The 13,237-nt window shown below is 72.3% G+C and carries 11 protein-coding genes; 6 read left to right on the top strand and 5 right to left on the bottom strand.

Annotated elements, in window-relative coordinates; all coding sequences use genetic code 11:
* The first annotated feature begins 11 nt into the window (after positions 1-11).
* The 6 genes from ACN27C_RS14505 to ACN27C_RS14530 are packed head-to-tail and all read left to right on the top strand — an operon-like array spanning position 12 to position 6,711.
* The gene (locus ACN27C_RS14505; RefSeq protein ID WP_104114889.1) at positions 12-956 is read left to right on the top strand and encodes an ABC transporter permease; all 945 of its coding nucleotides are present in this window, start codon (positions 12-14) and stop codon (positions 954-956) included.
* The gene (locus ACN27C_RS14510) at positions 953-1,837 is read left to right on the top strand and encodes an ABC transporter permease (RefSeq protein WP_073830545.1); all 885 of its coding nucleotides are present in this window, start codon (positions 953-955) and stop codon (positions 1,835-1,837) included. The genes ACN27C_RS14505 and ACN27C_RS14510 overlap by 4 nt, the downstream gene beginning before the upstream one ends.
* Before the next feature lie 5 nt (positions 1,838-1,842).
* Positions 1,843-2,829: an ABC transporter ATP-binding protein gene (locus tag ACN27C_RS14515; RefSeq protein ID WP_422751388.1), complete on the top strand. Its 987-nt coding sequence runs from the start codon at positions 1,843-1,845 to the stop codon at positions 2,827-2,829.
* Positions 2,826-3,650, top strand: a complete 825-nt coding sequence (locus ACN27C_RS14520) for an ATP-binding cassette domain-containing protein (RefSeq protein WP_121685034.1) — start codon at positions 2,826-2,828, stop codon at positions 3,648-3,650. The genes ACN27C_RS14515 and ACN27C_RS14520 overlap by 4 nt, the downstream gene beginning before the upstream one ends.
* Entirely contained in the window at positions 3,647-4,402 is a 756-nt protein-coding gene (locus tag ACN27C_RS14525) for an SDR family NAD(P)-dependent oxidoreductase (protein WP_121685035.1), read from the top strand. Before ACN27C_RS14520 ends, ACN27C_RS14525 begins: the two co-directional genes overlap by 4 nt.
* 8 nt (positions 4,403-4,410) lie before the next feature.
* A complete protein-coding gene (locus ACN27C_RS14530) occupies positions 4,411-6,711 on the top strand; it encodes a sulfatase-like hydrolase/transferase (RefSeq protein WP_422751389.1) in 2,301 nt (766 codons plus the stop codon).
* A 75-nt stretch (positions 6,712-6,786) separates the two neighbouring features.
* Here the strand turns inward: ACN27C_RS14530 and ACN27C_RS14535 are convergent, their stop codons facing one another.
* The 5 genes from ACN27C_RS14535 to ACN27C_RS14555 form a co-directional block, all read right to left on the bottom strand.
* Positions 6,787-8,085, bottom strand: coding sequence for a dihydrolipoamide acetyltransferase family protein (locus ACN27C_RS14535; RefSeq protein WP_358174975.1), 1,299 nt, complete (start codon positions 8,083-8,085; stop codon positions 6,787-6,789).
* Positions 8,086-8,099: 14 nt separating this feature from the next.
* Positions 8,100-9,068 carry an alpha-ketoacid dehydrogenase subunit beta gene (locus ACN27C_RS14540; protein ID WP_123110079.1) on the bottom strand — a complete coding sequence of 323 codons (969 nt, stop codon included), beginning with the start codon at positions 9,066-9,068 and terminating at the stop codon, positions 8,100-8,102.
* A gap of 28 nt (positions 9,069-9,096) precedes the next feature.
* Positions 9,097-10,227, bottom strand: a complete 1,131-nt coding sequence (locus ACN27C_RS14545; protein WP_422751390.1) for a thiamine pyrophosphate-dependent dehydrogenase E1 component subunit alpha — start codon at positions 10,225-10,227, stop codon at positions 9,097-9,099.
* A 118-nt stretch (positions 10,228-10,345) separates the two neighbouring features.
* The gene (locus ACN27C_RS14550; protein WP_422751391.1) at positions 10,346-11,677 is read right to left on the bottom strand and encodes an aspartate aminotransferase family protein; all 1,332 of its coding nucleotides are present in this window, start codon (positions 11,675-11,677) and stop codon (positions 10,346-10,348) included.
* 17 nt (positions 11,678-11,694) lie between these two features.
* On the bottom strand, positions 11,695-13,227 hold the full coding sequence (locus ACN27C_RS14555) for a CoA-acylating methylmalonate-semialdehyde dehydrogenase (RefSeq protein ID WP_422751392.1): 1,533 nt from the start codon (positions 13,225-13,227) through the stop codon (positions 11,695-11,697).
* Between the last annotated feature and the right edge of the window lie 10 nt (positions 13,228-13,237).

A 13,237-nucleotide genomic window follows, 5' to 3' on the forward strand; every position in this document is an offset into this window, starting at 1 on the left:
AGCACACACGCATGGTGATCTACTTCGTCCGGCGGCTGGCCATCCTCGCGGTATCGCTGTTCGCCGCGTCCATCCTCGTCTTCACGATGCTGGCGCTGCTGCCGGGCGACCAGGCGCAGGCGATGCTCGGCGTGAACGCCACCCCGGAGGCGCTGGAGGCGCTGCGGGAGCAGTTCGGCACGAACCGGCCGTTCACCGAGCGGTACCTCGACTGGGCCGGCGGCCTGATCCGCGGTGACTTCGGTATCTCGCCGCTGAGCGGGGTGTCGGTCGGCTCGGAGATCGCCGACAAGCTCGGCGTGACGGTGCCGCTGATCCTGGCCGGGATGACGCTGGCGCTGCTCATCGCCGTGCCGCTGGGCATCCTCGCCGCGGTGAAGAGCCGCACCGCGATCGGGACGGCGCTGTCCGCGCTGAGCCAGGTCGGCATCGCCGTTCCGTCGTTCTGGCTCGGCATCCTGCTCATCACCGTGTTCGCGGTGAAGTTGCAGTGGCTGCCCGCCGGCGGGTTCACCGGGTGGGACGACGTCGGCGGCGCCGTGCAGGCCCTGCTGATGCCGGCGCTGGTCCTCGGCGTGGCCCAGGGCGCGATCCTGATGCGTTACGTCCGGTCCGCGGTGGTCGAGGTCATGCAGGAGGACTTCATCCAGACCGCGCGGGCCAAGGGGCTGAGCCGCTCGCAGGCGCTGACCCGGCACGCGCTGCGCAACGCGGCCATCCCGGTCATCACCGTCCTCGGTCTGCAACTCGCGACGCTGCTCATCGGCACCGTCGTGATCGAGAACGTCTTCGGCCTGCCCGGTCTCGGCCGGATGCTGCTGCAGGACGTGGGCAACCGCGACCTGCTGAAGGTGCAGGGCACCGTGATGGTGCTGACCGCCGCGGTGCTTCTGATCAACTTCGTCGTCGACGTGGTGTACCACGCGGTCGACCCCAGGCTGAGGAGCAAGGCATGACATCAGTCGCCGACGCCCCACCGGACGCCACCGCCGACGTCGTCGCGGCCGGCCCCGTCAAGCCGCGCCGCCGCTGGAACCTCACGCTGGTGATCGGCGCCGGCCTGGTGGGCCTGGTCGTCCTCACCGCACTCGTGTCGTTCCTCTGGACGCCGTACGACCCCACCCGGGTCGACCCGTCCCAGACGCTGCTCTCCCCGGGCGGCGAGCACTGGCTGGGCACCGACCACTTCGGCCGGGACATCGTCAGCCAGCTCCTCGTCGGCGCGCGGACCACACTGTTCGTCGGTGTCGTCGCCGTCGCCATCGCCGCCGCTGTCGGCGTACCGCTGGGTCTGCTCGCCGCCACCGGGCACCGGTGGCTCAGCGAGCCGGTGATGCGGGCGCTGGACATCGTGTTCGCGTTCCCGGCCATCCTGCTGGCGATCATCCTGGCCGCCGGCTTCGGCGCCTCCACCCTCACCGGCATGATCGCCATCGGCGTCGCGAACGTCCCGGTGTTCGGCCGCCTCACCCGGGCCGGCGCGATGCAGGTGCTGCAGAGCGACTTCGTGCTCGCCGCGCGCAGCTACGGCCGCCGCGGCGTGGTGCTCATGGTCCGGTACGTGCTGCCGAACATCGCGGCTCTGCTCATCGTGCAGGCGTCGGTGTCGTTCGCGCACGCGGTGCTCGCCGAGGCGGCGCTGTCCTACCTCGGGTACGGCACCCCGCCACCGACCCCCACCTGGGGCCGGATGCTCCAGGAGGCCCAGAACTACTTCGTCGTGCAGCCGATGCTCGCCGTCTGGCCCGGTCTGGCCATCGCCCTGTCGGTGCTCGGCTTCAACCTCATGGGCGACGGGCTGCGCGACGCCCTCGACCCGCGGCTGAGAGGACGGTGAGCGGCGTGAGCGGGCTCGTGGTGGAGGACCTCGTCGTCAAGGTCCACGACATCCAGGCCGTCAAGGGCGTCTCGTTCGAGATCGGGCGGGGCCGGCGGATGGGGCTCGTCGGCGAGTCCGGCTGCGGCAAGTCCCTGACCGCGCTCGCGCTGATGGGCCTGCTGCCCCACGGCGTGACCGCGTCCGGCCGGGTGCTGCTGAACGGCCGGAACCTGCTCGACCTGTCCGACAAGGAGATGTGCGCGGTCCGCGGCAACGACATCGCCATGGTGTTCCAGGAGCCGATGACGGCGCTCAACCCGCTGATGCGGGTGGGCAACCAGGTCGCCGAGTCGCTGCGGCTGCACAAGGGGATGAGCCGCGCCGCGGCCTCGGCCCGGGCCGTCGAACTGCTCGAACGGGTCCAGCTCCCCGAGCCCGACCGCACCGCGCGCAAGTACCCGCACCAGCTCTCCGGCGGTCAGCGCCAGCGCGTCGTCCTGGCCATCGCGCTGGCGTGCGACCCGGCCGTGCTGGTCGCGGACGAGCCCACCACCGCGCTGGACGTCACGGTGCAGGCGGAGATGCTGCGGCTGATGGACACGCTGGTGCGCGAGGAGGGCGCGTCGCTGCTGCTCATCACGCACGACCTGCCGGTCGTCGCCAGCATCTGCGAGGAACTGCTCGTCATGTACGGCGGCTCGATCGTCGAGCACGGCGACGTGGCGACCGTGTTCGACTCGCCCCGGCACCCGTACACGGCGGGCCTGCGGGCGTCCACGGTGCTGGAGAGCACCGACGGGAGCGGCCGGCTGTCCACCATCCCGGGCCGCGTCCCGTCGCTCGGGTCGTTCCCCACCGGCTGCGTGTACCGCAACCGCTGCCCGCGCGCCGACGACGTCTGCGCCACGGTCCCGCTGCTGACAGCACCGCCCGGCAGCACCCAGCGGGCGGCCTGCCACCACCCGATCGAGAGCGACCAGTCCCTAGGAAGCGGGAAGGCCAGCGCATGACCACCACCCCGTTGCTGGAAGCCGTCGACGTGGTGCGCGAGTACCGCGCCCCGCGGCGGTCGCTGCGTACGCCGGGCCGGCCGATCCGCGCGCTCGACGGCGTGAGCGTGCAGGTCCACGAGGGCGAGGCGTTCGGCATCGTGGGGGAGAGCGGCTCCGGCAAGTCCACGCTGTCGCGCATCCTCATGGCCCTCGACCAGCCGACCTCCGGCACCGCGTTCTACCAGGGCCAGCGGATCAGCGGCGTACCGGAGCGGCGGCTCGGGTTCCTGCGCCGCGACGTGCAGATGGTGCTCCAGGACCCGATGTCGTCGCTGAACCCGCGCATGCGCGTCGCGGACATCATCGCGGAGCCGATGCGCGCGCTGCGCCTGCCCGGCGACCACCGGGCCCGCGTGGCCGAGCTGATGCACTCCGTGGGTCTGCCCGAGGAGGCGGTGACCCGCTACCCGCACCAGTTCTCCGGCGGCCAGCGGCAGCGCATCGCCATCGCCCGCGCCCTCGCGGCCGGGCCGAAGGTCATCGTCGGGGACGAGCCGGTCAGCGCGCTCGACGTCTCGGTGCGCGCGCAGATCCTCAACCTGCTCACCGACCTGGCCGAGCAGTTCAAGCTGACCCTGATCCTGGTCTCCCACGACCTGTCCGTCGTCCGGTACCTCTGCGACCGGATCGCGGTGATGAACCAGGGCCGGATCGTCGAGACGGGTGAGACCGAATCGATCTACTCCGACCCCCGGCACCCCTACACCCAGAGGCTGCTGTCCGCGGTGCCCACCCTGAGCGGCGACCTCCTGGACCGATTCAACAGGAGCAGCACATGAGGTTGGTTGACCGCGTCGCCGTCGTCACCGGAGGCGCCAGCGGCATCGGACTGGCCACCGTCGGCCGGCTCGTCGAGGAGGGCGCGCGCGTGGTCATCGCCGACCTCGACGGCGACCGCGCCGCCGAGGCGGCCGCCGGCTTCGGGTCCGCCGTGGTCGGCGTCGCCTGCGACGTCACCCGGGCCGCTGACTGCCGCGCCGCCGTGGAGACCGCCGTCGAGCGGTTCGGCCGGCTCGACCTCATGCACGCCAACGCCGGTACGCCGTTCACCGGCCCGCTGGACGAGGTGGACCAGGCGACGCTGGACCGCGTGGTCGACGTGAACCTCAAGGGCGCGTTCTGGACCGCGCAGGCCGCCGCGCCCGCGCTGATCGAGGCCGGTGGCGGCGCGATCGTGTTCACCGCGTCGCTCCAGGCGGTCATCGCCCGCCCCCGGTACGCGCCGTACACCGCCGCCAAGCACGGCGTCATCGGCCTGATGAAGGCGCTGGCGCTGGAACTCGCGCCGCACGGCGTCCGGGTCAACGCGATCGCCCCGGCGGCGACCGAGACGCCGATGCTCTCCGCGTTCCTGGGCGGGATGGGGGACGTGCCGGACAGCGCGCGGGAGAACTTCCGGGCGTCGATCCCGCTGGGCCGCATGGCGACGCCGCGCGACTCGGCCGACGCGGTGGTGTTCCTCGCCAGCGACGAGGCGCGCATGATCACGGGCCACACGCTCGTCCTCGACGGCGGCACGACGGCCGGCTGAGGCGTACCGTGACCGGACCTCTGGCGGACCCTCCGTACGAGGGGACCATCGGACGCACCTACGACGAGTCGACGGAACACTGGAGCGCGCCGCCGTCGGCCGCCGCGGGTACGCCGAACGTGGTGTACGTGCTGCTGGACGACGTCGGGTTCGCCGACTTCGGCTGCTTCGGCGCCGAGATCGACACCCCGACGATCGACCGGCTGGCCGCCTCCGGGCTGCGGTACACCAACTTCCACACCTCGCCGCTGTGCTCGCCGACCCGGGCCAGCGTGCTCACCGGCCGCAACCACCACAGCGTCGGCATGCGCATGCTGTCCAACTTCGACAGCGGCTTCCCCAGCGGCCGGGGGCGGATCACCCACGCCGCCGCCACAGTCGCGGAGATGCTGGTCGACGCCGGGTTCAACACCATGGCGGTCGGCAAGTGGCACGTCGCGCCGCTGGAGCACACCACGCCGTCCGGCCCGTACGACCAGTGGCCGCTGGGCCGCGGCTTCGAGCGGTACTACGGCTTCCTGGAGGCCGAGACCGACAACTTCTATCCGGAGCTGGTGTACGACAACCATCAGGTGGATCCGCCGGCCACCCCGGAGGAGGGCTACCACCTCACCGAGGACCTGACCGACCGGGCCATCGGGTTCGTCCGGGACCAGACCTCGTTCACCCCGGAGAAGCCGTTCTTCCTGTATCTGGCGTACGCCGCCGCGCACGCGCCGCACCAGGCCCCGCCGGAGTATCTGGCGAAGTACCGGGGCCGCTACGACGCCGGCTGGGACGTCGTCCGCGCGGACCGGCACCGGCGGCAGATCGGGCTGGGCATCATCCCGCCGGACGCGCCGCTGCCACCGCACAACCCGGGCGTCGTGCCGTGGGACGACGTGCCGCCGGAGCAGCGGCGCCTGTTCGCCCGCATGCAGGAGGCGTACGCGGCGATGGTCGACCACACCGACGCCCAGCTCGGGCGCCTGGTCGACTTCCTGGAACGGATCGGCCGGCTGGACGACACGATCTTCGTCATCATGTCGGACAACGGCGCGAGCCCCGAGGGCACGCCGCTCGGCACGCTCAACCCGACGGCCTTCCAGAACCGGGTGCCGGAGAACCTCCGGGACAGCCTGGACCGGATCGACGAGATCGGCGGCCCGCGGGCGCAGAGCAACTATCCGCTGGGCTGGGCGCAGGTCAGCAACACCCCGTTCCGCCGCTACAAGCAGCACACCCACGAGGGCGGGGTCCGGGTGCCGTTCGTGCTGAGCTGGCCGGCCGGTGACGTACCCGGCGGGGAGGTGCGGACGCAGTTCCAGCACAGCATCGACGTCACCGCGACGGTGCTCGACCTGGTCGGGGTGCGGCCGCCCGCCGTACGCCGGGGTGTCCCGCAGATGCCGCTGCACGGCCGCAGCTTCCGCGACGGGCTGCGCGACGCGGCGGCACCGCCGTCGCGGGACCGCCAGTACTTCGAGATGTTCGGCCACCGCGGCATCTACCACCAGGGCTGGAAGGCGGTGGCGTTCCACGAGCGGGGCACCTCCTGGGACGAGGACCGCTGGGAGCTGTACCGGATCGAGGACGATCCCACCGAGAGCCGCGATCTCGCCGCCGAGCATCCGGAGGTGCTGCGGCGTCTCATCGAGGAGTTCTGGATCGAGGCGGCCCGCTACGACGTGCTGCCGCTGGACGACAGGGGATTCGCGATCCGGGCCCGGGTGCCGCGCCCCGGATCGGTGCGGGACCGGCTGGACTTCACGTACCTGGCCGGTGTGCCGACGATCTCCGGCGCGGCGGTGCCGCCGACGATGAACCGCTCGCACGCCATCACCGCGCGGGTGCACCGCACCGACGCCACCCAGGGCGGCGTGATCGTGGTGCTCGGCAACGTCAGCGGCGGGTACGTGCTGCACATCCAGGACAACCACCTGGTGTACGAGTACAACCACCTCGGCACCCGTTACGTGCTGCGGTCCGAGGGTGAGCTGCCGCTGGGCCCGGTGGAGCTGACCTTCGAGCTGACGAAGACGGCCGACTGCCAGGGCACCGGCCGTCTGTACGTGGACGGCGAGGCGGCGGGCGAGGCGCTGTTCCCGCAGTTGCTGCCGTTCTTCCACGGCTTCGCGGGCATGGACGTCGGGCGCAGCATCCACTCGCCGGTGTCGCCGAGCTATCCGGCCCGGCACGAGTTCTCCGGCGAGCTGGAGTACGTGCGGTTCCGGCTCGCCGCGTCCGAGGAGGTCGGCGAACCGATCGCGCCGGCGGGCGGCGTCGCGCCGCGTCCGTCGGCCGGCGTCGGGTTCGAGGTCGTGGACTGACACGCGCCGCGCGTACGGCGGCGGCGCGCGGACGGACCTCGTCGTCCGTCCGCGCGCCGTCCGCCTACCGGGGCCTCAGCGCAGGGCCAGGCCCCACAGCGGGTCCTCCAGGAACCGCCCGACGTGGGCGAGCACCCGGCTGCCCAGTTCGCCGTCCACCAGCCGGTGGTCGAACGACAGCGACAACTGCACCGTCCACCGGGGGACGACCTGCTCGTCGACCACCCACGGCATCCGGCGCAGCGCGCCGAGGCAGAGGATCGCCGCCTCACCCGGGTTGAGGATCGGGGTGCCGGCGTCCACCCCGAACACCCCGATGTTGGTGATGGTGATCGTTCCGCCGGACAGGTCGGCGGGACGGGTGCGGCCCTCCCGCGCGGTGGCCGCCAGCTCGTTCAGGGCGACCGCGAGATCCCGTACCCCCAGGTTGTGCGCGGCCTTGACGTTCGGTACGAGCAGGCCGCGCGGCGTCGCGGCGGCGATGCCCAGGTTGACGTCGGCGAACCGGACGATCTCCTGGTTCTCCTCGTCCCAGCGGGCGTTGACGTCCGGGTACCGGCGGACGGCGTCCAGCACCGCCAGCGACGCCACGAGCAGCGGGCTGACCTTCACCCCCTGGAAGGCCGGGTCCTGCTTCAGCCGGTCCACGAACTCGACCGTGCCGGTCATGTCGACGGTGAGGAACTCGGTGACGTGCGGCGCGGTGAACGCGCTGGCGACCATTGCGGCGGCGGTCGCCTTGCGGACCCCGCGCACGGGCAGGCGTTCGTCCCGCCGGTGGTCGGCCACGGGTGCCGGGCCGGTGGTGTGGTCGAGCAGGTCCTGGCGGGTGATCCGGCCGCCGGGGCCGCTGCCGCGTACCTCGGTCAGCTCCACACCGAGGTCCTTCGCGAGCTTGCGCAGCGGCGGCTTGGTGAGCACCGGCGGCCGGGACGTGTGCGGCCCGCGGGTGGGCTCGGCCGGGCGGACGGACCGCGTCGCGCGGCGCGGCCGGCGCGTCCGCGCCTGGGCCGACACCCCGTAGCCCACGAGCACGGCGGTGCGCTCCACGGCCGGCTCGTCGCCGGTCGGCTCGTCCCCGGCCGGCGTCGCGGCGGCGGGCTCATCGGCGGGCGGGGCCGCGGGGTCGTCGCCCGCCGTCCGGATCGCGATGATCGGCGAGCCGACGTCGACGGTCTGCCCCTCCTCGGCGAGGAGGCGGTCCACCACGCCGGCGTACGGGCTGGGCAGCTCGACCACGGCCTTGGCGGTCTCGATGTCCACCAGGACGTCGTTGAGGCGGACCGGATCGCCCGGTGCGACCCGCCAGGTGACGATCTCGGCCTCGGTGAGGCCCTCGCCGACGTCGGGCAGGCGGAACTGTTGAACGCTCACTGGTACCTCTCCCTTCACGCGGCCAGGACGCGGTCGACGGCGTCGAGGATCCGGTCCAGGTCGGGCAGGTACTCCTCCTCGACCTTGGCCGGCGGGTACGGCAGGTTGAAGCCGCCGACCCGCTCGACCGGCGCCTCCAGCGAGTAGAAGCACCGGCTCGTGACCTGCGCGACGACCTCGGCGCCGAACCCGGCGAACGTGGGGGCCTCGTGGACCACCACCGCCCGGCCGGTACGGCGCACGGACTCCTCGATGGTCGCCACGTCCAGCGGGGAGATGGACCGCAGGTCGATCACCTCGATGTCGCGGCCCTCCTGAGCGGCGGCCTCGGCGGCGGCGACGCAGGTGGCGACCGTGCCGCCGTACGTCAGCAGGGTCACGTCGGTGCCCGGCCGCACGGTCCGGGCGCGGTCCAGCGGCAGCGGCGGTCCGGCGGTTGTCACCTCGCCCTTGACCCAGTAGCGGCGCTTCGGCTCGTAGAAGATGACCGGGTCGTCACCGGCGACGGCCTGGCGGATCATCCAGTGCGCGTCGTCCGGGCTGGCGCAGTAGACGACCCGCAGCCCGGCGGTGTGCGCGAAGTACGCCTCGTTCGACTCGCTGTGGTGCTCCACCGCGCCGATGCCGCCGCCCACGGGGATCCGCACGACCACGGGCAGGCCGGTACGGCCGCCGGTGCGCGCCCGCATCTTGGCGAGCTGGGAGACGATCTGGTTGAACGCGGGGTAGACGAAGCCGTCGAACTGGATCTCGCAGACCGGGCGGTAGCCGCGCAGCGCCAGCCCGATGGCGGTGCCGATGATCCCGGACTCGGCGAGGGTGGTGTCCACCACCCGGGCCTCGCCGAAGTCCTTCTGGAGACCGTCGGTGACCCGGAAGACGCCGCCGAGCCGGCCGACGTCCTCGCCCATCAGGAGGACCTTGTCGTCGTCCTCCATGGCGCGGCGCAGGCCGCTGTTCAGTGCCTGACAGAGGGTGAGCATGAAACGAGTTCTCCGATCGCGGCGGGCGTCAGTCGAGGAAGGAGGCGCGGTAGGCGACGAACGCGTCGCGCTCCTCCCGCAGGAGCGGGGGCACGTCGGCCAGCACCGTGGCGAAGGCGTCCGCGAGGTCCGGCGCCGTCAGCGCCAGGCACTCCCGGCGGGTACGGTCGGCCAGTTCGTCCGCCTCGGTCTGGATCTCGCCGAGGAACGCCTCGTCGCTCCAGCCCTCGGCGCGCATGAGCGCCTCGACCCGGGCCAGCGGGTCCCGCGCCCGCCACGCCTCCAGCTCGTCGTCGGTGCGGTACCGGGTCGGGTCGTCCGACGTGCTGTGCCCACCCATCCGGTACGTGGTGGCCTCGACGATCGCGGGACCGTTGCCGGACCGGGCGTGCGCGGTCACCGCTGACGTCACCGCGTACACCGCCAGCACGTCGTTGCCGTCGACCCACTCGCTGCGCAGGCCGAACCCGGCGCCGCGCCGGTGGATCGGCGTACGCGTCTGCGACGCCGTCGGCGTCGAGATGGCCCACTGGTTGTTCTGGCAGAAGAACACCATCGGGGCGGCGTTGACGGCGGCGATGTTCATGGCCTCGCTCGCGTCGCCCTCGCTGGCGGCGCCGTCACCGAAGTACGTCATGACGACCGTGTCGCTGCCGTCGCGCTGCACCCCGAGGGCGTACCCGGTGGCGTGCAGCAGCTGGGCGGCCAGGACCAGCGTGTAGATGTGGAACGAGTACGGCTCCGGATCCCAGCCGCTGTGCGCGACGCCGCGCCACTGGCGCAGCAGGTCGGCCGGGCCGATGCCGCGCCACAGCGCCGCGGCGTGCTCCCGGTAGCTCGGGAAGACGTAGTCGTCGGCGCGTACCGCCGCGACGGAACCGACCTGGGCGGCCTCCTGGCCGCGGCACTGCAGCCACAGGCCCAGCTCGCCCTGTCGCTGCAACGCGAACGCCTCGTCGTCGAGGCGGCGGGCGAGCCGCATCCCCCGGTACAGGTCACGGGTGAGGCGGCCGAGCGCGTCGCGGTCGGCGTCGACCTCGGGGTGCAGGCGTCCGTCCGGGGTGACGAGCTGGGTCCAGCCCTCGGACGTACGCGGAAGTCCGGTGGTGCCGGTGAACGGGTTGGTGACCGGTGGGTCGGCGAGATCTACGGTAGTCATTCGTCACCTTCTGGGTGCGTCGGTCTCCGCGTCACCGGGGTCGCCGGCCGTCTCGCGGATCTCTCGGATACGGGACCGCCCGCCGGGGTGGACCCGGCGGGCGGTGGTGGGCATTGCCTCAGACCGTGTGGCGGTCGGCGAGTGTCAGCGCCTCGTCGAGGATCGCCAGGCCGGCCTTGGCCTCCGTCTCCGACACGGTGCACGGCGGCACCACGTGGATCCGGTTGAAGTTCGCGAACGCGACCAGGCCGCCCCGCTTGCACGCGGCCAGCACCTCGTTCATCTCCGGCGACGACGACCCGTACGGCGCCAGCGGCTCCTTCGTCTCGCGGTCGCGTACCAGTTCCAGCGCCCAGAACACGCCGAGCCCGCGTACGTCACCGACGCTCGGGTGCCGGTCGGCCAGCTCGCGCAGCCCCGGGCCCAGCACGTCGGCGCCGATCGTGGCGGCGTTCTCGACGATCCGCTCGTCCCGCATCACGTTGATGGTCGCGACGGCGGCGGCGGTGGCCAGCGGGTGACCGGAGTAGGTCAGGCCGCCGGGGTAGGCGCGGGTGGCGAACGTCTCGGCCACGTGGTCGGCGATCACCACACCGCCGAGCGGGACGTAACCGGAGTTCACGCCCTTGGCGAAGGTGATCAGGTCGGGCGTCACGCCGTAGTGGTCCAGCGCGAACCAGGCGCCGGTACGCCCGAAGCCCGCCATCACCTCGTCGGCGACGTAGAGGATGCCGTGCCTGTCGCACAGCTCCCGTACACCCGCGAGGAAGCCCGGCGGCGGCGGCATGATGCCGGCGGTGCCCGGCACCGTCTCCAGCACGATCGCGGCGATGGTGGACGGGCCCTCCATCTCCACGACGCGTTCGAGGTGGCGCAGCGCGAGCGCGCACTCCTGCTCCTCGGTCGTGGCGCCGAACTCCGACCGGTACAGGAACGGGCCGAAGAAGTGCACCACCCCAGCGGTGCCGTTGTCGCTGGGCCAGCGGCGCGGGTCGCCGGTCAGGTTCACGGCGGTCTGGGTGCCGCCGTGGTAGCTGCGGTACTGCGACAGCACCTTCGGCCGGCCGGTGTGCAGCCGGGCCATCCGGACGGCGTGCTCGATCGCGTCCGCGCCGCCGTTGGTGAAGAAGACCTTGTCGAGGCCCGCCGGGGTCAGCTCGGTGATCAGCCGGGCCGCCTCGCCGCGGACGTCGTTGGCGTACGACGGCGCGATCGTGCACAGGCGCGCCGCCTGCTCCTGGATCGCCGCCACCACCACCGGGTGCTGGTGGCCGATGTTGGTGTTGACGAGCTGGGACGAGAAGTCCAGGTAGCGGTTCCCGTCGCCGTCCCAGAAGTACGAGCCCTCGGCGCGCTCGACCACCATCGGGTCGAGCAGCGACTGGGCGGACCAGGAGTGGAAGACGTGCGCGCGGTCGAGCTCGTAGGTGCGCTGTGCGCTGCTGCTCATCGGTCTCTCTCCGCTGCTCAGACGTTCTCGGGGAAGCCGAGGTTGATCCCGCCGTGGCTGGGGTCGAGCCACCGGGAGGTGACGACCTTGCCGCGGGTGAAGAAGTGCACGCCCTCGGCGCCGTGGGCGTGCGAGTCGCCGAAGAGGCTGTCCTTCCAGCCGCCGAAGGAGTAGTAGGCCATCGGCACCGGGATCGGCACGTTGACGCCGACCATGCCCACCTCGACCTCGTTCTGGAAGCGCCGGGCCGCGCCGCCGTCGTTGGTGAAGATGGCCGTGCCGTTGCCGTACCGGTTGGCGTTGACCAGCGCGAGCGCCTCGTCGTAGCTGCCGACGCGGACGACCGACAGCACCGGCCCGAAGATCTCGTCGGTGTAGACGCTCATCTCCGGCGACACCCGGTCCAGCAGGCTCGGCCCGAGCCAGAACCCGGCCTCATCGCCGTCGACCCGTACCTCGCGGCCGTCCACCACCAGCTCGGCGCCGGCCTCGACGCCCGCGTCGAGGTACGACGCGACGCGGTCGCGGTGCTCCCGGGTGACCAGCGGGCCCATGTCGCAGGAGCGGCGGCCGTCACCGACCTTCAGCGTGGCGATGCGCTCGCGGATCCGGGCCACCAGGTCGTCGGCGACGGGCTCGACGACCACCAGGGCCGAGATCGCCATGCACCGCTCGCCGGCCGAGCCGAACCCGGCGTTGACCGCCGCGTCGGCGGCCAGGTCCAGGTCGGCGTCCGGCAGCACCACCATGTGGTTCTTCGCGCCGCCGAGGGCCTGGACGCGCTTGCCGTTGCGGGTGCCCGTCTCGTAGACGTACCGGGCGATCGGGGTGGAGCCGACGAACGACACCGCCTTGACCTCGGGGTGCTCCAGCAGCCGGTCCACGGCGACCTTGTCGCCGTGGACGACGTTGAACACGCCGGCGGGCAGGCCGGCCTGCTCCCAGAGCCGGGCCACGAGCAGCGACGCGGACGGGTCCTTCTCGCTGGGCTTGAGCACGACGGTGTTGCCGGCCGCGATGGCGATGGGCACGAACCACATCGGGACCATCACCGGGAAGTTGAACGGCGAGATGACGGCGCAGACGCCGACCGGCTGGCGGATCGAGTAGACGTCCACGTTCGTGGACACGCCCTCGGAGTAGCCGCCCTTGAGCAGGTGCGGGATCCCGCAGGCGAACTCGACGACCTCCAGGCCGCGGGTGACCTCGCCGAGGGCGTCGGAGACGACCTTGCCGTGCTCGGCCGTGATCAGCTCGGCCAGCTCCTGCTTGTGCTGGTTGACCAGCTCGCGGAACGCGAACAGCACCTGGGTGCGCCTGGTCAGCGACGAGGTCCGCCAGGAGGCGAACGCGGCGGCGGCCGAGGCGACGGCCTGGTCCACCTCGTCGACGGAGGCCAGCGGCACCTCCGTCCGGACCGTGCCCAGCGCCGGATCGTAGACTGGGGCCGCACGCTCGGTGACGCCGGCGAACGGCTTGCCGTCGATCCAGTGGGTCACCCGCTCCAGCGGGACGGGAGCGGGCGCGGTGCCGGGTGCTGTCTGGGTCATGCCCGGGATC

Source organism: Micromonospora sp. WMMD1219 (assembly GCF_049315215.1).
Classification (GTDB): domain Bacteria; phylum Actinomycetota; class Actinomycetes; order Mycobacteriales; family Micromonosporaceae; genus Micromonospora; species Micromonospora tulbaghiae.